Source organism: Kitasatospora sp. NPDC085895 (genome assembly GCF_040702125.1).
Lineage (GTDB): Bacteria > Actinomycetota > Actinomycetes > Streptomycetales > Streptomycetaceae > Kitasatospora > Kitasatospora arboriphila.
In genome coordinates, this window is the sequence record NZ_JBFBJY010000076.1 from 21141 (window position 1) to 42818 (window position 21678).

At 73.1% G+C, this 21678-nt stretch carries 21 protein-coding genes; 16 read left to right on the forward strand and 5 right to left on the reverse strand.

Features of this window, described 5'->3' with window-relative positions; translation table 11 throughout:
* Positions 1-10: 10 nt before the first annotated feature.
* Positions 11-382 carry a hypothetical protein gene (locus AB0442_RS33060; protein WP_363550446.1) on the reverse strand — a complete coding sequence of 124 codons (372 nt, stop codon included), beginning with the start codon at positions 380-382 and terminating at the stop codon, positions 11-13.
* A 243-nt stretch (positions 383-625) separates the two neighbouring features.
* On the opposite strand from AB0442_RS33060, the gene AB0442_RS33065 reads away from it, so the two are divergent.
* From AB0442_RS33065 to hutI, 8 genes are all read left to right on the forward strand, one after another.
* Positions 626-1498: a MurR/RpiR family transcriptional regulator gene (locus tag AB0442_RS33065; RefSeq protein ID WP_363550444.1), complete on the forward strand. Its 873-nt coding sequence runs from the start codon at positions 626-628 to the stop codon at positions 1496-1498.
* 187 nt (positions 1499-1685) lie between these two features.
* Entirely contained in the window at positions 1686-2048 is a 363-nt protein-coding gene (locus AB0442_RS33070) for a hypothetical protein (RefSeq protein ID WP_366167310.1), read from the forward strand.
* Between the two features lie 90 nt (positions 2049-2138).
* Entirely contained in the window at positions 2139-3254 is a 1116-nt protein-coding gene (locus AB0442_RS33075; protein WP_366167311.1) for an LLM class flavin-dependent oxidoreductase, read from the forward strand.
* On the forward strand, positions 3251-3868 hold the full coding sequence (locus AB0442_RS33080; protein WP_363550417.1) for an FMN reductase: 618 nt from the start codon (positions 3251-3253) through the stop codon (positions 3866-3868). Before AB0442_RS33075 ends, AB0442_RS33080 begins: the two co-directional genes overlap by 4 nt.
* Positions 3869-4076: 208 nt before the next feature.
* Complete coding sequence (gene hutU / locus AB0442_RS33085; RefSeq protein WP_263108069.1) at positions 4077-5732, forward strand: urocanate hydratase; 1656 nt, start codon at positions 4077-4079, stop codon at positions 5730-5732.
* A 17-nt stretch (positions 5733-5749) separates the two neighbouring features.
* Positions 5750-6952, forward strand: a complete 1203-nt coding sequence (locus AB0442_RS33090) for an allantoate amidohydrolase (RefSeq protein WP_366167321.1) — start codon at positions 5750-5752, stop codon at positions 6950-6952.
* Complete coding sequence (locus tag AB0442_RS33095; RefSeq protein ID WP_366167312.1) at positions 6940-8292, forward strand: formimidoylglutamate deiminase; 1353 nt, start codon at positions 6940-6942, stop codon at positions 8290-8292. Before AB0442_RS33090 ends, AB0442_RS33095 begins: the two co-directional genes overlap by 13 nt.
* A 174-nt stretch (positions 8293-8466) precedes the next feature.
* Complete coding sequence (gene hutI / locus AB0442_RS33100; RefSeq protein WP_366167313.1) at positions 8467-9633, forward strand: imidazolonepropionase; 1167 nt, start codon at positions 8467-8469, stop codon at positions 9631-9633.
* A 223-nt stretch (positions 9634-9856) separates the two neighbouring features.
* Here the strand turns inward: hutI and AB0442_RS33105 are convergent, their stop codons facing one another.
* Entirely contained in the window at positions 9857-11362 is a 1506-nt protein-coding gene (locus tag AB0442_RS33105; RefSeq protein WP_366167314.1) for an oligopeptide:H+ symporter, read from the reverse strand.
* Between the two features lie 328 nt (positions 11363-11690).
* On the opposite strand from AB0442_RS33105, the gene AB0442_RS33110 reads away from it, so the two are divergent.
* Both AB0442_RS33110 and AB0442_RS33115 read left to right on the forward strand, forming a co-directional pair.
* Complete coding sequence (locus AB0442_RS33110) at positions 11691-12365, forward strand: response regulator transcription factor (RefSeq protein ID WP_030263072.1); 675 nt, start codon at positions 11691-11693, stop codon at positions 12363-12365.
* A 58-nt stretch (positions 12366-12423) separates the two neighbouring features.
* Positions 12424-13692 (forward strand): ATP-binding protein, encoded by a 1269-nt coding sequence (locus tag AB0442_RS33115; protein ID WP_363550118.1) that lies wholly within the window; start codon positions 12424-12426, stop codon positions 13690-13692.
* An 18-nt stretch (positions 13693-13710) separates the two neighbouring features.
* Here the strand turns inward: AB0442_RS33115 and AB0442_RS33120 are convergent, their stop codons facing one another.
* Complete coding sequence (locus AB0442_RS33120) at positions 13711-14247, reverse strand: GtrA family protein (RefSeq protein ID WP_366167315.1); 537 nt, start codon at positions 14245-14247, stop codon at positions 13711-13713.
* Between the two features lie 274 nt (positions 14248-14521).
* Between AB0442_RS33120 and AB0442_RS33125 the strand changes: the two genes are divergently transcribed.
* From AB0442_RS33125 to AB0442_RS33140, 4 genes are all read left to right on the forward strand, one after another.
* Positions 14522-15613, forward strand: coding sequence for a 5-(carboxyamino)imidazole ribonucleotide synthase (locus tag AB0442_RS33125; RefSeq protein WP_366167322.1), 1092 nt, complete (start codon positions 14522-14524; stop codon positions 15611-15613).
* Positions 15610-16128, forward strand: coding sequence for a 5-(carboxyamino)imidazole ribonucleotide mutase (purE, locus tag AB0442_RS33130; RefSeq protein ID WP_344622082.1), 519 nt, complete (start codon positions 15610-15612; stop codon positions 16126-16128). The genes AB0442_RS33125 and purE overlap by 4 nt, the downstream gene beginning before the upstream one ends.
* 76 nt (positions 16129-16204) lie before the next feature.
* Positions 16205-17401: a dipeptidase gene (locus AB0442_RS33135; protein WP_366167316.1), complete on the forward strand. Its 1197-nt coding sequence runs from the start codon at positions 16205-16207 to the stop codon at positions 17399-17401.
* Between the two features lie 25 nt (positions 17402-17426).
* Positions 17427-18257, forward strand: a complete 831-nt coding sequence (locus tag AB0442_RS33140; protein ID WP_366167317.1) for a MerR family transcriptional regulator — start codon at positions 17427-17429, stop codon at positions 18255-18257.
* A gap of 25 nt (positions 18258-18282) precedes the next feature.
* Here the strand turns inward: AB0442_RS33140 and AB0442_RS33145 are convergent, their stop codons facing one another.
* Positions 18283-18690 (reverse strand): CoA-binding protein, encoded by a 408-nt coding sequence (locus AB0442_RS33145; protein WP_359978915.1) that lies wholly within the window; start codon positions 18688-18690, stop codon positions 18283-18285.
* 28 nt (positions 18691-18718) lie between these two features.
* A complete protein-coding gene (locus AB0442_RS33150) occupies positions 18719-20062 on the reverse strand; it encodes a UDP-glucose/GDP-mannose dehydrogenase family protein (RefSeq protein WP_366167318.1) in 1344 nt (447 codons plus the stop codon).
* Positions 20063-20227: 165 nt separating this feature from the next.
* Here AB0442_RS33150 and AB0442_RS33155 point away from each other — a divergent pair, with 165 nt between their 5' ends.
* On the forward strand, positions 20228-21424 hold the full coding sequence (locus tag AB0442_RS33155; protein ID WP_366167319.1) for an LCP family protein: 1197 nt from the start codon (positions 20228-20230) through the stop codon (positions 21422-21424).
* Between the two features lie 116 nt (positions 21425-21540).
* Positions 21541-21678: acyl-CoA dehydrogenase family protein (locus AB0442_RS33160; protein ID WP_363520437.1), on the forward strand; the 138-nt coding region annotated here is incomplete at its 3' end.

Consider the following 21678-nt stretch of genomic DNA (forward strand, 5'->3'; position numbering starts at 1 on the left):
ACGGCCGGTCTCAGTACCGGTCGTCCCGCCGCCGCTCCCGGCCCCGGCCGGCCCGCGCGGAGGAGATGTTGATGCCGACGATGCCCGCCCAGCAGACGATCAGGCCGGGCAGCCGGGCGCTCTCGGCGGCGATCGCGGACAGCGGGATGCCCATCACCAGCGAGAGCACCTGCACCTTGAACTGGGGGTTCCCGGGCCGCCGCACCGGCTCGGCGGCGCCGAGGCGCTCGGTCACGCGCTGCTCGACCCGGGCGTCCAGCCGCTCGTCCAGGCGTGCGAGGAAGGAGTCGACGATCTCCGCCTCGTACTCCTTGCCGAGCTCCTTGCGGGTCTGCACGGCGGCGTCGAGGTCGCGCGCGAGGTCGTCCTTCGAGAGGTCCATGGCCCCAGCCTGGCCGCCTCGGCGGGCCGCGGTCCACCGCCGGAGCGCGATCTCGGGGACGGGTCAGGGCCGTCTCGGGGTGACCCCGGGGGCGACCCCGACCCCGACCCCGCCCCCGGTACCGGCCGCGCGGGCCGTCCCGACCCGCGAAACACCGTTGCCCGCATGCCAGGACTGCGCGACAGTCGTCCCAGCCGCCGCCGCCAACGGTGCGCAGCGCTCACGAGCCCGGAGGAACCGCCGATGACAGCCCTGGACGAGACCGGCACCGCGGGCCCCTCCGCCCGACTCCTCCAGCTGTTCGAGGGCCACCGGCTCACCCCGACCCAGCGCCGGATCGCGCACTCCCTCGTCCGGCACGCCACCGAGGCGCCGTTCCTGTCCAGCGTGGAGGTCGCCGAGCTGGCCGGCGTCAGCCAGCCGTCGGTGACCCGCTTCGCCGTCGCGCTCGGCTACGACGGCTACCCGGCGCTGCGCAAGCAGCTGCGCGAACTCGGCGCGGGGGAGTCCGCGCCGGCCGCGGAGACCCCCGCGGACGCCGTCCGCAACGAGCACCAGCTGGCGGTGCTGGCCGAGATCGAGCACCTGCGCCACCTCGCCGAGCTGCTCGCCGACCCGGAGCCGATCGTCCGCGCCGCCCGGCTGCTCGCCGCCTCCCGGCCGCTGCCGGTGCTCGGCCTGCGGGCCGCCTCGGCCCAGGCGCACGGCTTCGCCTACTTCGCCGCCAAGGTGCACCCGGACGTCCGGCTGCTGGACGAGGGCGGCTCGATGCTGGCCGACCGGATCGAGCAGGCCGCCTCGGCCGGTGCCACCGCGCTGGCCTGCTTCGCCCTGCCCCGCTATCCGCGGGAGCTGATGGACGCCCTGATCACCGCCCGGGAGTGCGGGCTGACGGTGGTGACGGTCGCCGACAGCGCCTTCGCGCCGGTCGCCAAGCTCTCCGACCTGATGCTGCCCGCCGCGGTCGGCACCGGCCTGGTCTTCGACACCGCCTGCGCACCGATGATGCTCGGCCGGGTGCTGCTGCAGACCATGTGCGACGAGATCCCCGGCGCCGAGGCCCGGCTGGAGGCCATCGAGCAGTCGGCGACCGCCCGCGGGCTGTTCCTGGAGTAGCCCGCCGTCCGGCGCGCCGCCGCCCGCCTCCCGGCGTGCGGAGCCGGTGCACGGGGGCACCCGGCGGCACGCGGGGTGCAACTGTGCGCGTTTCGACGGGTTGGCGCCCGCCCGGGAGCGGGCATCCCCCAGACAGGGCCCGGCCGCGGGCCGGACGGGGGTGAACGGGATGCGGGTGATCCACCAGATGAGACCGACCGCTCGGCTGGCCGACGGGGCCGACGAGTGGTCCTGTCCGACCTGCGGGCGGCGGATCGTGCTGCGCCGTCCGCCGGACCCGGGCATCACCGTGCTGGACGCGGGCGACGAGTCCGCCGTGCACATCGGGATCACCGAGCCGACCGCCGCCGAGCGGGCCGCCGCGGAGGCCGCCGAGCGGTACGGGCTGGGCCCGGTCCAGGAGATCCCGCGTCCGCCGGCCCGCGGGCCGGCGGACGCCCGGGAGGCGCAGGAGGGTGCGGCCGGCCGGGAGGCGGCGGCCGTCGACGCCCGGGACCGCGCCTGGCTGGCCGAGATCGGCATCGACTGGGAGGGCGGCGCGGCCGCCTGAGCCGGTCGTGGCGGTGGCGGGAATAGCCGCCGCCACGGGTTCGTTCAGCCGCATGTAGTTGAAAGCTGAACGATCTGGAGAGTGAGTGCCATGCAGTTCGGGATCTTCACCGTGGGTGACGTCACCGAGGACCCGACCACCGGCCGGACGCCGACCGAGCACGAGCGGATCAAGGCCATGGTGGCGATCGCGCAGAAGGCCGAGGAGGTGGGCCTGGACGTCTTCGCGACCGGCGAGCACCACAACCCGCCGTTCGTGCCGTCCTCGCCGACCACCATGCTCGGCCACATCGCGGCCCGCACCGACCGGCTGATCCTCTCCACCTCGACCACGCTGATCACCACCAACGACCCGGTGAAGATCGCCGAGGACTTCGCGATGCTCCAGCACCTGGCCGACGGCCGGGTCGACCTGATGCTCGGCCGCGGCAACACCGGCCCGGTGTACCCGTGGTTCGGCCAGGACATCCGCCAGGGCATCCCGCTCGCGATCGAGAACTACGCGCTGCTGCACAAGCTGTGGCGCGAGGACGTGGTCGACTGGCAGGGCCGCTTCCGCACCCCGCTGCAGGGCTTCACCTCGACCCCGCGCCCGCTGGACGGCGTCCCGCCGTTCGTCTGGCACGGCTCGATCCGCAGCCCCGAGATCGCCGAGCAGGCCGCCTACTACGGCGACGGCTTCTTCGCCAACAACATCTTCTGGCCGAAGGAGCACTTCCAGCGCCTGGTCAACCTCTACCGCGAGCGGTACGCGCACTACGGCCACGGCGCCCCGGAACAGGCCGTCGTCGGCCTCGGCGGGCAGGTCTTCCTGCGCCGCAACTCGCAGGACGCGGTGCGCGAGTTCCGCCCGTACTTCGACAACGCCCCGGTCTACGGGCACGGCCCGTCGCTGGAGGAGTTCACCGAGCAGACCCCGCTGACCGTCGGCAGCCCGCAGGAGGTCGTCGACAAGACGCTCACCTTCCGCGAGTCCTTCGGCGACTACCAGCGCCAGCTCTTCCTGGTCGACCACGCCGGGCTGCCGCTGAAGACGGTGCTGGAGCAGCTGGACCTGCTCGGCGAAGAGGTGATCCCGGTGCTGCGCAAGGAGTTCGCCTCCGGCCGCCCGGCCGGCGTGCCGGACGCCCCCACCCACGTCTCGCTGCTCGCCCGGCGGGACGCCGCCGACACGACCGCCGACAACACCCCCGAGGAGGCCCGATGACCGCCCCGCTCAAGCTGGTCGCCGTGTCGGCCGGTCTGTCCGTGCCCTCGTCCACCCGGCTGCTCGCCGACCGCCTGGCCGGCGCCGTCCGGACGGCGCTGGAGGGCCGGCGGGAGGTCGAGGTCGAGGTGGTCGAACTGCGCGGCCTCGCCCGGCCTATCGCCGACCACCTGGTGACCGGATTCCCCGGTCCGGAGCTGCGGGCCGCCCTGGAGTCGGTGGAGGCCGCGGACGGCCTGATCGCGGTCACGCCGATCTTCAGCGCCTCGTACAGCGGCCTGTTCAAGTCCTTCTTCGACGTGCTCGACCGGGAGGCGCTGACCGGCACCCCGGTGCTGGTCGCCGCCACCGGCGGCACCGCCCGGCACTCGCTGGCCCTGGAGCACGCCGTACGGCCGCTCTTCGCCCACCTGCGGGCGGTCGTGGTGCCGACCGCGGTGTTCGCCGCCTCCGAGGACTGGGGTCCCGGCGGCGACGCCGAGGGGCTCGGCCCGAGGATCGCCCGGGCCGGCGGGGAACTCGCCGACCTGCTCGCGGGCCGCCCGCCCCGGCCCCGGACGGGGCCCGAGGTGGTGCCCTTCGAGCAGCAGCTGGCGGCCCTGCGCGCGGGCTGACGGCGCGCTCCACGGCGGGGGGGGGGGGCGGGGGGGCCCCCCCCGCCGCCCGCCGTCGTGTTCCGGGGGCGTGCCGCCGCGCGGGGCGGCACGGATCCTGGTCCGATTGGTGCTGAGGTCTGGCTTCCGAGTGAATGACTGGATATATTCAGTCTCGGTAAGCCTGAATGAATTCATCCGCAAGGAGGCCGGAGGCATGGTGGACCAGGTGAGCGGCCCGCGCGAGGTGCGCGCGGCACGGGGGACGCAGCTGACCGCACAGGGCTGGCAGCAGGAGGCCGCCCTGCGGATGCTCATGAACAACCTCGACCCGGAGGTCGCCGAGCACCCGTCGAAGCTCGTCGTCTACGGCGGCACCGGCAAGGCGGCCCGCGACTGGCGTTCGTACGACGCCATGGTCCGCACCCTGCAGAACCTCAAGCAGGACGAGACCATGCTGGTGCAGTCCGGCCGGCCGGTCGGCGTCATGCAGACCCACGAGTGGGCGCCGCGCGTCCTGATCGCCAACTCCAACCTGGTCGGCGACTGGGCGAACTGGGAGGAGTTCCGGCGCCTGGAGTCGCTCGGCCTCACCATGTACGGCCAGATGACCGCCGGCTCCTGGATCTACATCGGCACCCAGGGCATCCTCCAGGGCACCTACGAGACCTTCGCGGCCGTCGCCGACAAGAAGTTCAACGGCACCCTCGAAGGCACCATCACCCTCACCGCCGGCCTCGGCGGCATGGGCGGCGCCCAGCCGCTCGCCGTCACCATGAACGGCGGCGTCGCGATCTGCATCGACTGCGACCCCTCCCGGATCGCCCGCCGGATCGAGCACCGCTACCTGGACGTGGAGGCCAAGAACCTCGCCCACGCCCTCGAACTCGCCACCGCCGCCCGGGACAAGAAGCAGCCGCTCTCCATCGGCCTGCTCGGCAACGCCGCCGAGCTCGTCCCGCAGCTGCTCGCGATGGACGCCCCGATCGACATCGTCACCGACCAGACCAGCGCCCACGACCCGCTGAGCTACCTGCCGATCGGCGTCGCCTTCGACGACATGGCCACCTACGCCGCCGAGAAGCCCGCCGAGTTCACCGAGCGCTCGCGCGAGTCGATGGCCAAGCACGTCGAGGCCATGGTCGGCTTCCAGGACCGCGGCGCCGAGGTCTTCGACTACGGCAACTCGATCCGCGGCGAGGCCCAGCTCGCCGGCTACGACCGGGCGTTCGCCTTCCCCGGCTTCGTCCCGGCGTACATCCGCCCGCTGTTCTGCGAGGGCAAGGGCCCGTTCCGCTGGGCCGCGCTCTCCGGCGACCCGCAGGACATCGCCAAGACCGACAAGGCCGTCCTCGACCTCTTCCCGGAGAACGAGTCGCTGCACCGCTGGATCAAGATGGCCCAGGAGAAGGTCCACTTCCAGGGCCTCCCGGCGCGCATCTGCTGGCTCGGCTACGGCGAGCGCGACAAGGCCGGCGAGCGCTTCAACGACATGGTCGCCTCCGGCGAGCTGTCCGCGCCGATCGTCATCGGCCGCGACCACCTCGACTGCGGCTCCGTCGCCTCCCCGTACCGCGAGACCGAGTCCATGCTCGACGGCTCCGACGCCATCGCCGACTGGCCGCTGCTCAACGCCATGGTCAACGTCGCCTCCGGCGCCTCCTGGGTCTCCATCCACCACGGCGGCGGCGTCGGCATCGGCCGCTCGATCCACGCCGGCCAGGTCACCGTCGCCGACGGCACCGCCCTCGCCGGCGAGAAGATCCGCCGGGTGCTCACCAACGACCCGGGCATGGGGGTCATCCGGCACGTCGACGCCGGCTACGACCGCGCCGTCGAGGTCGCCGGCGAGCGGGGCGTGCGCGTCCCCATGGGCGAGCTGTGACCGACACCTTCCAGCGGATGTGGGCGGAGCTGCTCCCCGTGGGCCGCTCCGCCTCGTCCGGCGGCTACCGCCGCTTCGCCTGGAACTCCGCCGACGCCGAATGCCGGGCCTGGTTCGAGCAGCAGGCCCGCGACCGCGGCCTGCACCACGAACTCGACCACAACGGCAACCAGTGGGCCTGGCTGGGCGATCCGCACGGCGAGGGCGCCGTGGTCACCGGCTCGCACCTGGACTCCGTACCGGACGGCGGCGCCTTCGACGGCCCGCTCGGCGTGGTCTCCGCCTTCGCCGCCCTGGACGAACTCCGCTCCCGCGGCGCCCGGTTCACCAAGCCGCTGGCCATCGTCAACTTCGGGGACGAGGAGGGCGCCCGGTTCGGCGTCGCCTGCATCGGCTCCCGGCTCACCGCCGGCGTCCTCTCCAAGGAGCAGGCGCACGGCCTGCGCGACGCCGACGGCGTCCGGCTGCCCGACGCCATGGAGAAGGCCGGGTACGACCCCGACGCCATCGGCGCCGACCGCGAACGGCTCGCCCGCATCGGCGCGTTCGTCGAACTCCACGTCGAGCAGGGCCGCTACCTCGCCGAGGGGCAGAGCGTCGGCGTCGCCAGCGCGATCTGGCCGCACGGCCGCTGGCGGTTCGACTTCCACGGCGAGGCCAACCACGCCGGCACCACCCGCATCGAGGACCGCCGCGACCCGATGCTCACCTACGCCAACACCGTGCTCGCCGCCCGGAAGAAGGCGAAGCTGGCCGGCGCCCTCGCCACCTTCGGCAAGGTCGCCGTCGAGCCCAACGGCACCAACGCCATCGCCTCCCTCGTCCGCGGCTGGCTCGACTCCCGCGCCGCCGACGAGGCCACCCTCGACGAGGTCGTGGAGGAGATCCGGCGGGCCGCGTACGAGCGCGGCGAGCGCGACGGCGTCCGGGTCGAGCTGACCCGCGAGTCGTACACGCCCGTCGTCGACTTCGACGGCCCGCTGCGCGACCGGCTCGCCCGCGTCATCGGCCGGGCCGACGGTCGCCCCGTCCCGGTGCTGCCCACCGGCGCGGGACACGACGCCGGAATCCTGGCATCGGCCGTTCCGACCGCCATGCTGTTCGTACGTAACCCGAGCGGAGTCTCGCACTCCCCGGCGGAGCACGCCGAGGAGGACGACTGCCTCGCGGGTGTGGCCGCGCTCGCCGACGTACTGGAGGACCTCGCATGTCAGGGCTGACGTACTGGGCGGAGCACGCCTGGCTGCCGCACGCCAGCGGCACCGTCGTCGAGAAGGACGTGCTGATCACCGTCGGGCCCGGCGGGCGGATCGGCCACGTCACCCCCGACAGCGGGCCCTGCCCGCCCGGTGCCGTCCGGCTCGGCGGCCTGCTGCTCCCCGGTCAGGCCAACGCGCACTCGCACGCCTTCCACCGGGCGCTGCGCGGCAACGTCCAGGTCGGTTCCGGCACCTTCTGGACCTGGCGGGACACCATGTACCGCTTCGCCGGCGCCCTCGACCCCGACAGCTACCTCGACCTCGCCACCGCCGTCTACGCCGAGATGGCCCTCGCCGGCATCACCGCCGTCGGCGAGTTCCACTACCTGCACCACGCCCCCGGCGGCGCCCGCTACGAGGATCCCAACGCGATGGGCCTCGCCCTCGTCGAGGCGGCGGACCGGGCCGGCATCCGGATCACCCTGCTCGACACCTGCTACCTCTCCTCCGGCTTCGGCGAAGAGGTCACCAAGCCCCAGCTGCGCTTCAGCGACGGGGACGCAGACGCCTGGGCCGCCCGCGCGGACGCGCTCAAGCCCACCGAGCACGCGAGGATCGGCGCCGCCGTCCACTCCGTCCGCGCGGTGCCCGCCGACCAGCTGGCCACCGTCGCGCACTGGGCCGCCATGCGGAAGGCCCCGCTGCACGTCCACCTCTCCGAGCAGACCGCGGAGAACGACGCCTGCCTCACCGCCCACGGCGTCACCCCCACCCGGCTGCTCGCCGACCACGGCGTGCTCGGCCCCCGGACCTCCGCGGTGCACGCCACCCACCTCACCGACGAGGACATCCGGCTGCTCGGCGACTCCGGCACGACCATCTGCATGTGCCCCACGACCGAACGGGACCTCGCGGACGGCATCGGCCCGGCCCGCCGCCTGGCGAACTCCGGCTGCCCGGTCAGCCTCGGCAGCGACAGCCACGCGATCATCGACCCCTTCGAGGAGGCACGGGCCCTGGAGCTGAACGAACGGCTCCGCACCCGCACCCGCGGACACTGGACGGCACACGCCCTGCTCCGCGCCGGCACCGAGGACGGCCACGCCTCCCTCGGCTGGCCCGAGGCCGGCCGGATCGAGGCCGGCGCACTCGCCGACTTCACCGCCGTCGCCCTGGACAGCGTCCGCACCGCGGGCCCCGGGCCGCAGCTCGGGGCGGAGACCGCGGTGTTCGCGGCCACCGCGGCGGACGTCCGCCACGTGGTCGTCGGCGGCCGCCACATCGTCAAGGACGGCATCCACCAGCTCGTCCAGGACGTCCCCACCGCCCTCCGCAACGCCATCACCTCCCTCGGAACCTGAGAGGGAGTCGTCAGGGGCGCATGGGGCACCTCCCGGCCGGAGGCCGGGGGAGAACTGCGCAGTCCGGGACGGGGCATCGAGACGGAACAGGGTGACCCCGGTTCGTCCGTGAGCCGCATCCGGACCGCGCAGTTCCCGTGCCCCCGTCGGCGTTCCCACCGTGAAAGGACAACGTTGAGCACCCTCATCACCGGCATCGGCAGTCTGGTCACCAACGACCCCGGGCTCGGCGCGGGCCCGCTGGGGCTGGTCGAGGACGCGGCCGTCGTGGTGGACGGCGACCGCATCGCCTGGGTCGGACCGGCGGCCGCCGCCCCCGCCGCGGACGACCGCTTCGACGCGGCCGGCCGCGCCCTGCTCCCCGGCTTCGTCGACTCGCACTCCCACCTGGTCTTCGCCGGCGACCGCACCGCCGAGTTCAACGCCCGGATGTCCGGCCGGTCGTACTCGGCCGGCGGCATCCGGACGACCGTGGCCGCCACCCGGGCCGCCTCCGACGCGGAGCTGGACGCCAACCTCGCCCGCTTCCTGCGCGAGGCGCTGCGCCAGGGCACCACCACGGTGGAGTGCAAGTCCGGCTACGGCCTGACCGTCGAGGACGAGGCGAGGGCGCTGCGGATCGCCGCCCGGCACACGCCGGAGACCACCTACCTCGGCGCGCACGTGGTGGCGCCCGAGTTCGCGGACGACCCGGCCGGCTACGTGGAGCTGGTGACCGGCGAGATGCTGGACGCCTGCGCCCCGCACGCCAAGTGGGTGGACGTCTTCTGCGAGCGCGGCGCCTTCGACGGCGACCAGGCACGTGCCGTCCTCACCGCGGGCGCGGCCCGCGGCCTGGTGCCGCGGGTGCACGCCAACCAGCTGTCGTACGGCCCGGGCGTGCAGCTCGCCGTGGAGCTGGGGGCGGCGTCCGCCGACCACTGCACCCACCTGACCGACGAGGACGTGGCCGCCCTGGCCGGCTCTGAGACCGTGGCGACGCTGCTGCCCGGCGCCGAGTTCTCCACCCGCGCCGAGTACCCGAACGCCCGCAGGCTGCTGGACGCGGGCGCCGCGGTGGCCCTGTCCACCGACTGCAACCCGGGGTCGAGCTTCACCAGCTCGATGGCCTTCTGCATCGCGGTCGCGGTGCGCGAGATGGGGATGACCCCGGACGAGGCGGTGTTCGCGGCCACCGCCACCGGCGCCCGGGCGCTGCGCCGGACGGACGTCGGCACCGTCACCGTGGGCGCCCGCGCGGACCTGCTGCTGCTGGACGCCCCCTCGCACGTGCACCTGGCCTACCGCCCGGGTGTGCCGCTGACGGCGGCGGTGTGGCGCAACGGCGTGCGCGAGGTCTGAGGCCCGCAGGTCACCGGCGGGCACGGAAAGGGAGGGCGCGATCCGCGCCCTCCCTCGTTCCGTGCAGGGTTGTGCCCTGGGCGGGTCCATTTTTTCGGTTCGCCCGGCCCGGGACAACCGCCGACCGGGGGGATTCCGCACCCGGTGCACCCGCCGGTCGGCGGGTACGGCAGCGGCCCGGCACGGATGGTCCGTGCCGGGCCGCTGCGTCGCGCCGGGTGCGTCAGTGCACGTCGCCCATGAGGCGGACGACCTTCTTGCGGTACATCGCGAGGCCGAGGCCGGCGACGATCGCGGCCACGCCCTGGACGGCGAAGTACCAGGTGGTGCCGGTGGCGTCGCCCAGCACCAGCTGGACGATCGCGGCCACGCAGTCACCGGCGGTGACGGCGAGGAACCAGACGCCCATCATCTGGCTGGCGTACTTCGCCGGGGCCAGCTTGGTGGTGACGGAGAGGCCGACGGGGGAGAGGGTCAGCTCACCGACCGTCTGGACCAGGTAGACCACGGCCAGCCACAGCGGGGTGACCTTGACGCCGCCCGCGGCGGCGGCCATCGCCAGCATCATGACCAGGAAGGACCCGCCGATCATCAGCAGACCGAAGGCGAACTTCATGGTGGTGCTCGGGTTCTTGCCGCGGCGGGCGAGCGCCACCCACAGCCAGGCGAAGACCGGGGCCAGCGCCATGATGTAGAGCGGGTTCAGCGACTGGAACCAGCTGGACGGGAACGCGAACCCGAACAGCGTGGAGGCGGTGCTGTCGTCGGCGAAGACGCTCAGGGTGGAGCCGGACTGGTCGTAGATCATCCAGAACACGGCGGCGGCCACGAAGAACCAGATGTAGCCGCTCATCTTGGACTGCTCGGCCTCGTCGAGGTCCTTGTCGCGCTTGACCCGGGCGAAGACGAACACCGGGATCGCGATGCCCGCGATCGACAGCGGCCAGATCGCCCAGTCGATGGTGAAGCGGCCGCTCAGGACGACGACGGCGTAGAACGCGACCGCGACGGCCAGCCACAGGCCGGCCTTGCGGAGGACCGCGCGCTTCTCGTCGGCCGGCATCGGGGCGGTCACGACGTCGCTGGCGGCGGCCAGGTGGCGGGTGCCGAGCAGGAACTGGCCGAGGCCGAGCGCCATGCCGACGCCGGCGAGGGCGAAGCCCAGGTGCCAGTTGACGCTCTGGCCGACGGTGCCGATGACCAGCGGGGCGGCGAAGGCACCGAGGTTGATGCCCATGTAGAAGATCGTGAAGCCGCCGTCGCGACGCGGGTCGTTCGGGCCGTCGTACAGGTGGCCGACCATCGTCGAGATGTTGGCCTTGAGCAGGCCGGAGCCGAGCGCGATGAAGCCGAGGCCGGTGAAGAACGAGGCCGAGAACGGCACGGCCAGCAGGAAGTGGCCGATCATGATGATCGTGCCGCCGAGCGCCACGGTCTTGCGGGCGCCGAGGAAGCGGTCGGCGATCCAGCCGCCCGGCAGGGCGAGCAGGTACACCATCGCGTTGTAGACGCTGTAGACCGCCGTGGCCACGGCGATCTTCATGCCGAGGCCGCCCTCGGTGGTGGCGGCCGTCATGTAGAGCACCAGCAGGGCACGCATGCCGTAGAAGCTGAAGCGCTCCCACATCTCGGTCATGAAGAGGGTGGCGAGCCCTCGGGGGTGCCCGAAGAAGGTCTTGCCACTGGGAGGGGCCTGGCGGATGCCGGCGTCCAGGGTGGTAGTCGCCATGTGTGGTGGGTTCCTTGCCTGTGTTCGTCCGCCGAGGGGTGTTGGCGGGCGGGGACCGGACCACTGTACGGGGACGATGGCATGACATTTGATGACAAGTGCACGGGCGTCGGTATTGTCCGGGTAAAGTCCCCGCGACTACAGGTTGTTCATTCGATGGTAACTCGGAAATTCTTCCTTCGAAACGAAGATCGAATAGCAGAATCTCCGATTGTCGCCCTCCGAAGCGGTTCTCGGCGCGGACATGGCGGGCCATAGGTAACGATCACGGCTCTGTGAAACAGTTCACAGCACCTTGCGATCACCGGAGCGGACTACCATCACCCCCATGACCTGTGTGCTGCTGGCCGAGGACGACCCGGCAATCTCCGAACCGCTGGCCCGCGCGCTCCGTCGCGAGGGGTACGACGTGCTCGTGCGCGAGGACGGGCCGGCCGCGCTGGCCGCGGGCCTCGCCGAGGACGTCGACCTGATCGTCCTGGACCTCGGCCTGCCCGAGATGGACGGCCTGGAGGTCTGCCGCAGGCTGCGCGCCGACGGCCGCAGCTGCCCCGTGCTGGTGCTCACCGCCCGGGCCGACGAGGTGGACACGGTGGTCGGCCTCGACGCCGGCGCCGACGACTACGTCACCAAGCCCTTCCGGCTGGCCGAGCTGCTGGCCCGCGTCCGGGCGCTGCTGCGCCGCGGCAACGTGGACCAGCTCACCACCGGCGCCCACGGCGTCAAGATCGACATCGAGTCGCACCGCGCCTGGCTCGGTGAGGAGGAGCTCACCCTCTCCGCCAAGGAGTTCGAGCTGCTGCGGGTCCTGGTGCGGGACGCCGGTCGGGTGGTCACCCGCGAGGAGATCATGCGCCAGGTCTGGGACACCACCTGGTGGACGTCCACCAAGACCCTGGACATGCACATCTCCTGGCTGCGCAAGAAGCTCGGCGACGACGCCGCGAACCCGCGCTACATCGCCACCGTCCGCGGCGTCGGCTTCCGGTTCGAGAAGAACTGACCCCGGCCGCACCGCGGCAGCACCCGAACCACCGACCTGAGCGAAGGCGTTCCCCGGCGTGAAGCGCAGAATGATCAACTCGCTGCTGGGCGTCGTCCTGGTGGTGGTCGCGGTGTTCTGCGTCCCGCTGGCGCTCATCGAGAAGCAGAGCATCGTGAACGCCGCCGAGGACCGGGTCGACGCCGCCGCCGTCCGGGTCCTCGGCCTGGTCGAGAACCGGCTCGCCGCGGGCGAGCCGGTGACCGGCGAGAAGTTCGCCGCCCAGGTCACCGACGGCTCCTTCGTCACCGTCGACATCCCCGGGCAGCCGCTGATCGCGGCCGGCCGCCCGGTCGACGGCCCGGCGCTGACCGCCACCGAGGAGGGCGCCAGCGGGGAGACGGTGACCGTCCAGCAGTCCCGCGAGGACGTCGACCACGAGATCGGCAACATGCTGCTGCTGCTCGGCGTGGTCGCCCTGCTCGCCGTCCAGGCCGCGGTGGCCCTCGCGGTCTGGCAGGCCAAGCGCCTGGCCCGCCCGCTCACCGAACTCGCCGAGACCGCCGAGCGCCTCGGGTCCGGCGACCCCCGCCCTCGCGACCGCCGCTACGGCGTGCCCGAACTCGACCGGATCGCCGAGGTGCTGGACGTCAGCGCGGTGCGGATCGCCCGGATGCTCACCGCCGAGCGCCGGCTCGCCGCCGACGCCTCGCACCAGCTCCGCACCCCGCTCACCGCGCTGTCCATGCGGCTGGAGGAGATCACCGCGCTCGCCGAGGAGCCGGACACCGTCAAGGAGGAGGCGACGATCGCCCTCCAGCAGGTGGAGCGGCTCACCGACGTCGTGCAGCGGCTGCTCACCAACCAGCGGGACCCGGCCAGCCCGACCGCCGTCACCTTCGACCTCGACGAGGTGCTCAAGCAGCAGGTCGAGGAGTGGAGCGCCCCGTTGCGGGCGGCCGGCCGCCGGCTGCTGATGGAGGGCATGCGCGGCACCAAGGTGATCGGCACGCCCGGCACGGTGGCCCAGGTGATGGCCACGCTGATCGAGAACTCGCTGATGCACGGCGGCGGCGACATCACCCTGCGGGTCCGCCGCACCGGCTCATCGGTCGTGGCCGAGGTGCAGGACGAGGGCCCGGGCGTCCCGCCCGAGCTCGGCAACCGGGTCTTCGAGCGGGCGGTCAGCGGACGCAACTCCACCGGCATCGGCCTGGCCGTCGCCCGCGACCTCGCGGAGGCGGACGGCGCCCGCCTGGAGCTGCTCTCGCTCAGGCCCCCGGTGTTCGCGCTCTTCCTCGGCAGCGGCCGGGACGAGGACGAGGAGGCCGTCGAGCCGCGGCGCTGAGCGCGGCCCGGACGGGCGTCACTTCACGTAGTGCGGTTCCTCGGCGGCCAGCAGCAGTTCGGCCTCGGTGACCACCCCGGGCTCGGCGGCGGCCTCGGGCCCGGCCAGCTCCGGCATCGCCTTGAACACCCAGGTGCGGTAGGAGACGAAGCGGAAGACCGTGCCGACCGCCAGACCGGCCACCTTGGCGGCGACCTGCTCCATGTGCGTGTCCAGGCCCAGCACGTAGACCGAGAAGCCGAGCACGCCGGTCTCGATCAGCATGCCGGCGCCGCTGAACACCAGGAAGAGCGTGATCTCGCGCTTGCGGGAGGCCGCGTCGCGGTCCTTGTAGAGCCAGTACCGGTAGCCGAGGTAGTTGGTGGCGATGGCCACCAGGGTCGCCGCCACGTTGGAGCGCAGCGAGGCGAGGTTCAGCCCGTTGATGCAGACCCAGAAGACCAGGAAGTTGACCACCACGCCGCTCAGCCCGACGACGCCGAACTTGATCATCTCGCCGGACATGCCGCGCAGGCGCTGCACCAACGAAGGCTGGGTCGCGGTGGTCGTGGTCATCCGGGTGTCTCCTGAGTGACGTACGGGAGGACGAGCGGTGCCCGCGCGGGCGCAGCGCGAAGGGGCGCCTCGTGTACGCACGTGCGTGGCGAAGGCCCGGGCCACCAGGCTACTCGCTCCCACGGGCCCCATCGGCGCCCGGTCGCCCTCCTGTCCCCCGTGAACCACCGGTGCACCGGCTCCGACCGGCCCGGATATCCTGGGCAGCGTGACTTTCGCGGGCAGTGCAAAATTTCCAGTGGTCGGCGTGATCGGTGGCGGACAGCTGGCGCGCATGGCGCACCAGGCCGGCATCCCGCTCGGCATCCGTTTCCGGCTCCTCGCCGACACCCCGCAGGACTCCGCGGCGCAGGTGGTGTCCGACGTGGTCCTCGGTGACTACCGGGACCTGGAGACGCTGCGCCGCTTCGCCGCCGGCTGCGACGTGATCACCTTCGACCACGAGCACGTGCCGACCGAACACCTGCGGGCGCTGCAGGCCGACGGCGTGGCCGTCCGGCCCGGTCCGGACGCCCTGGTGAACGCCCAGGACAAGGGCGTGATGCGGGCGAAGCTGGACTCGATCGGCGTGCCCTGCCCGCGCCACCGGATCGTCGCCGACCCGGCCGACGTGACCGCCTTCGCCGAGGAGGGCGCCGGCTACCCGGTCGTCCTGAAGACCGTCCGCGGCGGCTACGACGGCAAGGGCGTCTGGGTCGTCGCCGACGAGGCCGAGGCCGCCGCGCCGTTCCTGGCCGGCGTTCCGGTGCTGGCCGAGGAGAAGGTCGACTTCCTGCGCGAGCTGGCCGCGAACGTCGTCCGCTCGCCCAGCGGCCAGGCCGTCGCCTACCCGGTGGTGGAGAGCGTCCAGGAGAACGGCGTCTGCGCCGAGGTCACCGCGCCCGCGCCGGACCTCGCCCCGGAGCTCGCCGCCGAGGCCCAGCAGCTCGCGCTGCGGATCGCCGGCGAGCTGGACATCACCGGCCACCTCGCGGTGGAGCTGTTCCAGGCCCGGGACGGCCGCATCCTCGTCAACGAGCTGGCGATGCGCCCGCACAACTCCGGCCACTGGTCCCAGGACGGCTCGGTCACCTCGCAGTTCGAGAACCACCTGCGGGCCGTCCTCGACCTGCCGCTCGGCGACCCGCGCCCGCGCGCCCCGTGGACGGTCATGGTCAACGTGCTCGGCGGCGACTACCCGGACATGTACCACGCCTTCCTGCACTGCATGGCCCGCGACCCCGGCCTCAAGATCCACATGTACGGCAAGGACGTGAAGCCGGGCCGCAAGGTCGGCCACGTCAACGTCGTCGGGGACGACCTCGACGACGTCCGTGAGCGCGCCCGCCACGCGGCCGCCTACCTGCGAGGAACGATCACCGAATGACCAACCCCGAGGCTCCGCTCGTCGGCATCGTCATGGGCTCGGACTCCGACTGGCCCGTGATGGAGGCCGCCGCGCAGGCGCTGGCCGAGTTCGAGGTCCCCTTCGAGGTGGACGTCGTCTCCGCCCACCGCATGCCGCGCGAGATGGTGGCGTACGGCGAGCAGGCGCACGCCCGCGGGCTGAAGGCGATCATCGCCGGGGCCGGCGGCGCCGCCCACCTCCCCGGCATGCTGGCCTCCGTCACGCCGCTGCCGGTCATCGGCGTCCCGGTGCCGCTGAAGTACCTGGACGGCATGGACAGCCTGATGTCGATCGTGCAGATGCCCGCCGGCGTGCCGGTGGCCACCGTGTCGATCGCCGGCGCCCGCAACGCCGGCCTGCTGGCCGTGCGGATGCTCGCCGCCTTCGATCCGGAGCTCGCCGAGCGGATGGTGGACTTCCAGGCCGAGCTGAACGCCCAGGCCACCGAGAAGGGCAAGAAGCTCCGCGCCCGCGCGGGCGGCAACCAGGGCTGAGCCCCCCGACCGGCCCGGGCCGATCACCCGGGCCGATCGCCCGGGCCGGGCGGGCGCGCCGGTGTAGAACGGGGGGATGACCCCTGAACTGCTCGACCGCGCCCGCGCCGTGCTCCGCGACACCCCCGTGGTGGACGGGCACAACGACCTCCCCTGGGCGATGCGCTCCCAGGTCGGCTACGACCTGGACGCGCTCGACCTGGCGGCCGACCAGAGCGCCCGCCTGCACACCGACCTCGGCCGGCTCCGCGCCGGCGGGGTCGGTGCGCAGTTCTGGTCGGTGTACGTGCGCAGCGACTTCGCCGGCGACCGGGCGGTCAGCGCCACCCTGGAGCAGATCGACTTCGTGCACGCCCTGACCGCGCGCTACCCCGGGGCGCTGCGCCTCGCGCTGACCGCGGACGACATGGAGGCGGCCCGCGCCGAGGGCCGGATCGCCTCGCTGATGGGCGCCGAGGGCGGGCATTCGATCGACAGCTCGCTGGCCACCCTGCGCGCCCTGCACACCCTGGGCGTGCGGTACCTGACGCTCACCCACAACGACAACGTGCCGTGGGCGGACTCCGCCACCGACCTGCCGGCCGCGGGCGGGCTGACCGCCTTCGGCGAGGAGGTCGTCCGTGAGATGAACCGGCTCGGCATGCTGGTCGACCTCTCGCACACCTCCGCCGACACCATGCGGGACGCGCTCCGGGTCTCCGAGGCGCCGGTGATCTTCTCGCACTCCTCCGCGCGCGCCGTCTGCGACCACCCGCGCAACGTCCCGGACGACGTGCTCGCCGCGCTGCCCGCCAACGGCGGCCTGGCGATGGCCACCTTCGTGCCGAAGTTCGTGCTGCCCGCCGCGATCGAGTGGACGCTGGCCGCGGACGAGAACATGCGCGCGCACGGCTTCCACGCACTGGAGACCACGCCCGCCGCGATGGACTGCCAGCGCGCCTACGAGGCCGCCCACCCGCGGCCGGTGGCCACCCCGGCCACGGTCGCCGACCACCTCGACCACATGCGGGAGGTCGCCGGGATCGACCACATCGGCATCGGCGGCGACTTCGACGGCACCGCCTTCGTCCCGGCCGGGCTGGACGACGTCGCCGGCTACCCGAACCTGATCGCCGAACTCCTCGGCCGCGGCTGGTCCGAGGCCGATCTGTCCAAGCTGACCTGGCACAACGCCGTCCGGGTGCTGCGCGGGGCGGAGGAGGCGGCCCGCCGGCTGCAGGCCGTCCGCGGCCCGTCCATCGCCACCCGGGAGCAGTTGGACGGCCGGGGTTGACCTTGCCCCTGGGGCAGACGGGAGCGTGGGCGACGTGGAGGACGAAGCACTGCTCGGCATCGGCGCGTTCGCCCGCCGCGCCCGGCTCTCTGCCAAGGCGCTGCGGCTGTACGACCGGCAGGGCCTGCTGCCGCCCGACCGGGTCGACCCGGTCACCGGCTACCGGTACTACCGGGAGGACCGGCTGCAGGCGGCCAGGCTGATCGTCCGGCTGCGCGGGCTGGACATGCCGCTCGCGACCGTGGCCGAGGTGCTGGCCGCGCCCGGTCCGCGGGCCGCCGAACTGGTGGCCGCGTACTGGGAGTCGGTCGAGCACCGGATCGCGGCGCAGCGCGAGCTGGCTTCGCACCTCCGCATCCGACTGGCAGGAGACGAAGGGAGATCGGACATGTACCGGATCGAGGAGCGCGAGGTCCCGGAGCAGCTGGTGCTCACCGAGCAGCGGCACGCCCGGCCGGAGGACCTGCCGGTGTGGATCCCCGAGGCGACCGGGCGGCTGGTCGCGGCCGCGGGGGAGTACGGCGGGGTGGCCGCGGCGCCGTTCGTGGTCTACCACGGCGAGGTCAACGAGGACGGTGACGGGCCGGTCGAGGTCTGCGTGCCGGTCGCCGCCGCGCAGGCGGACGGCGTCGCGCACGCGCACCGGACGGAGCCGGCGCACCGCGAGGCGTACACCACCGTCACCAAGGCGCAGGTGGCCTACCCGCAGATCCTGTCGGCCTACGACGCGGTCTTCGAGTGGGCGAAGGCCGAGGACCGCACCGTGGTGTCGGCGCCGCGCGAGGTCTACTTCGCGGACTGGGCCGCCGCCGCGGACGGCGAGCCGGTCTGCGACATCGCGGTGCCGGTGGAGTAGCGGACCGGCCGCCGGGGGCGGCGGGTCAGAGCAGCGGCAGCTCGATGGCCGGGCACTTGTCCATGACCATGTCGAGCCCGGCGGCCCTGGTCCGCTCCCAGGCGGCCTCGTCCACCACGTCCAGCTGGAACCAGACCGCCTTGGCGCCCACCGCGACGGCCTGGTCGGCGACCTCGCCGGCCAGGCCGCTGTTCACGAACACGTCGACCACGTCGACCGGGAAGGGGATGTCGGCGAGCGTGGCGTAGCCCTGCTCGCCGAGCACCGTCTCGGCCTTCGGGTGCACCGGCACCACACGCTTGCCGGCCCGCTGCAGCACCCGGGCGACGCCGTACGCCGCCCGCCGGGTGTTGGTGGACAGGCCGACCACCGCCCAGGTGTCGCCGGACTCCCGGAGGATCCTGCGGACCGTCGCCTCGTCTCCGTACGTCATGCCGGGGACAACCCGTGCCGGGCCGCGGTCATTCCGCGCCGGGCCGGCCCATCGCCCGGTAGGTCCAGCCGGCGGCCCGCCAGGCGGCCGCGTCCAGCACGTTCCGGCCGTCCAGGATCCGCCGCTCGGCGACCAGCGCGCCGGCCTCCGCCGGGTCGAGCTCGCGGAACTCCTGCCACTCCGTCAGGTGCAGCACCACGTGGGCACCCTGAACGGCCTCCAGTGCGGAGTCCGCGTAGGACAGGCTGGGGAACATCTTGCGGGCGTTGTCCATCGCCTTGGGGTCGTACACGGTGACCTGGGCGCCCTGCAGCTGGATCTGCCCGGCGACGTTCAGCGCGGGGGAGTCCCGGATGTCGTCGGAGTTCGGCTTGAAGGCCGCGCCGAGCACGGCCACCCGGCGGCCCAGGAAGCCGCCGCCGCACTGCTCGCGGGCGAGCTCCACCATCCGCGAGCGGCGCCGCATGTTGATCGAGTCGACCTCGCGCAGGAAGGTCAGCGCCTGGTCGGCGCCCAGCTCGCCGGCCCGGGCCATGAACGCCCGGATGTCCTTGGGCAGGCAGCCGCCGCCGAAGCCGAGGCCGGCGTTGAGGAACTTGCCGCCGATCCTGGCGTCGTAGGAGAGCGCCTTGGACAGCTGGACGACGTCCGCGCCGGCCGACTCGCAGACCTCGGCCATCGCGTTGATGAACGAGATCTTGGTGGCCAGGAAGGAGTTCGCGGCGGCCTTGACCAGCTCGGCCGTCGGGAAGTCCGTCACCACGAAGGGCACGCCCTCGGAGACCGGCGTCGCGTACACCTCGCGCAGCAGCTGCTCGGCGCGCTCGCTGCGCACGCCGACCACCAGCCGGTCCGGGTGCAGGGTGTCGCCGACGGCGAAGCCCTCCCGGAGGAACTCCGGGTTCCAGGCCAGCTCGGCCTGCTCGCCGACCGGCGCCAGGGCGGCGAGCCGCTCGGCCAGCCGGCTCGCGCTGCCGACCGGCACGGTCGACTTGCCGACCACCAGGGTCGGGCGGGTCAGGTGGACGGCCAGCGAGTCGAGGGCGCTGTCGACATAGCTCATGTCGGCGGCGAACTCGCCCTTCTTCTGCGGGGTGTTGGTGCAGATGAAGTGGACGTCGCCGAACTCGGCCACCTCCTCGTACGAGGTGGTGAAGCGCAGCCGGCCGGTCGAGCCCTCGTGGCCGGGCACGTGCTTGACCAGCAGCTCGGCGAGGCCCGGCTCGTACATCGGCACCCGGCCCGCGGCGAGCGACGCTATCTTCTCCGGGTCGATGTCCAGGCCGAGCACCTCGAAGCCGAGCTCCGCCATGCAGGCGGCGTGCGTCGCGCCGAGGTAACCGGTGCCGATCACCGTGATGCGGAGGGCCACGTGCTTCCCCTTCAGTCCAGGTTGCCGGGCCGCCCGGGGTGACCGGCGGCCGCAGCCACTGATGGTAGCCGGGGCCGGGCGCGCGGCGAACCCCGTCGATAACGGCGCGGTTGCCGAAATCCCGACCCGGGCCCGCGGGGGCGCGCAGGGCGGCACAATGCGCGCATGGCAGCGAGGGAGCGCGACGAGGCGGCGGGGGAGCGCCCGGCACCGCTGAGCCTCTTCGAGGGCGTGCGGGCGGACGGGGCGGACGACGGGGACGACGGGGACGACGGGGACGGGGGCGAGGGGGCCGCCGACGGCGCCCCGCCGTCCGGGGACGGCGAGGACCGGCGCAGGCGCCGCACCCGCCGGGTGCTGGTCTGGACGCTGGTGGCGCTGCTCGGCCTGCTGTTCGGCGGGGCGGGCGCCGCCTACTGGACGGTGGACCACTACGCGTCCTCGGTGGACCGGATCCCCGGGGCCTTCCCCACCCTGCCGGTCGACAGGCAACCGGCGGCCGTGCCGAACGCCGGCACCACCTTCCTGCTGGTCGGCCTGGACGCCCGCTCCGACGTGGCCACCACCGGCAAGGAGGCGAAGGCGCCCGCCTGGAAGGCCGGCGCGCAGCGCAGCGACACCATGATGCTGCTGCACATAGCGGCCGACCGGAGGAGCGCGTCGATCATCTCGCTCGCCCGCGACACCCTGGTGGACGTCCCCGGCCACGGGAAGGCGAAGATCAACGCGGCATACTCCTGGGGCGGCCCGTCACTGATGGTCGAGACGGTGCAGAACCTCACCGGCATCCGCATCGACCACATCGCGGTGATCGACTGGAACGGCTTCCGGGCGCTGACCGACGCGGTCGGCGGGGTCGACATCACCGTTCCGCAGACCATCGAGGGCCGCGGCGAGGCCCGCCGGTGGGACGCCGGAACCCACCACATGGACGGCGAGCAGGCACTGCTCTACGTCCGCGAGCGGTACGGACTGCCCAACGGGGACCTGGACCGCAGCAAGCGCCAGCAGAACTTCCTGCGCGCCCTGATGATCCAGACCATGGACGCCGGCACCCTCGGCAGCCCGGCCCGGCTCACCGGCCTGCTGCAGGCCGTCGGAGAGGTGGTCAGCGTGGACGACCGGCTCGGCAACACCGACCTCTACGAGCTCGCCTGGAGCCTGCGCGGGCTGCGCCCGGACGGCGTGCGCTTCATGAACGCGCCCTTCGGCGGCTTCGACAGCGTGGACGGGCAGTCCGTGGTGCTGCTCGACCGGGCGGCCGCGACCACGCTCTGGGAGGCGGTCCGCAACGACCGCATGGATCAGTACCTGGCCGAGCACAGCACCACCAGCGACACCCTCGGCGACAGCGTGCGGTGAGCCGTGCGGCGGCCGTCTGTTGCGCATGTCACGCTGCCGGGGGATCGCGGGGCGCGCCTAGAATGAGTGGTGATACAGCTACTTAACGGTAACTAACCACGCTAGGGGCGAGGCAGATGGCGGGCAATTCCGGAGCGGATTTCGACCTCTTCCGGTTGGCCGAGGAGCACGACATGCTCCGTGACGCGGTGCGGTCGCTGGCCGAGGCGAAGATCGCCCCGTTCGCGGCCGAGGTCGACGAGCAGGGCCGTTTC

Excerpts from the sequence above, each read along its gene's own strand:
- AB0442_RS33060 (WP_363550446.1), bottom strand. The coding sequence starts at position 382 with ATGGACCTCTCGAAGGACGACCTCGCGCGCGACCTCGACGCCGCCGTG.
- AB0442_RS33065 (WP_363550444.1), top strand. The coding sequence starts at position 626 with ATGACAGCCCTGGACGAGACCGGCACCGCGGGCCCCTCCGCCCGACTC.
- AB0442_RS33070 (WP_366167310.1), top strand. The coding sequence starts at position 1,686 with ATGAGACCGACCGCTCGGCTGGCCGACGGGGCCGACGAGTGGTCCTGT.
- AB0442_RS33075 (WP_366167311.1), top strand. The coding sequence starts at position 2,139 with ATGCAGTTCGGGATCTTCACCGTGGGTGACGTCACCGAGGACCCGACC.
- AB0442_RS33080 (WP_363550417.1), top strand. The coding sequence starts at position 3,251 with ATGACCGCCCCGCTCAAGCTGGTCGCCGTGTCGGCCGGTCTGTCCGTG.
- AB0442_RS33090 (WP_366167321.1), top strand. The coding sequence starts at position 5,750 with ATGTGGGCGGAGCTGCTCCCCGTGGGCCGCTCCGCCTCGTCCGGCGGC.
- AB0442_RS33095 (WP_366167312.1), top strand. The coding sequence starts at position 6,940 with ATGTCAGGGCTGACGTACTGGGCGGAGCACGCCTGGCTGCCGCACGCC.
- AB0442_RS33105 (WP_366167314.1), bottom strand. The coding sequence starts at position 11,362 with ATGGCGACTACCACCCTGGACGCCGGCATCCGCCAGGCCCCTCCCAGT.
- AB0442_RS33110 (WP_030263072.1), top strand. The coding sequence starts at position 11,691 with ATGACCTGTGTGCTGCTGGCCGAGGACGACCCGGCAATCTCCGAACCG.
- AB0442_RS33120 (WP_366167315.1), bottom strand. The coding sequence starts at position 14,247 with ATGACCACGACCACCGCGACCCAGCCTTCGTTGGTGCAGCGCCTGCGC.
- AB0442_RS33125 (WP_366167322.1), top strand. The coding sequence starts at position 14,522 with ATGGCGCACCAGGCCGGCATCCCGCTCGGCATCCGTTTCCGGCTCCTC.
- purE (WP_344622082.1), top strand. The coding sequence starts at position 15,610 with ATGACCAACCCCGAGGCTCCGCTCGTCGGCATCGTCATGGGCTCGGAC.
- AB0442_RS33135 (WP_366167316.1), top strand. The coding sequence starts at position 16,205 with ATGACCCCTGAACTGCTCGACCGCGCCCGCGCCGTGCTCCGCGACACC.
- AB0442_RS33145 (WP_359978915.1), bottom strand. The coding sequence starts at position 18,690 with ATGACGTACGGAGACGAGGCGACGGTCCGCAGGATCCTCCGGGAGTCC.
- AB0442_RS33155 (WP_366167319.1), top strand. The coding sequence starts at position 20,228 with ATGGCAGCGAGGGAGCGCGACGAGGCGGCGGGGGAGCGCCCGGCACCG.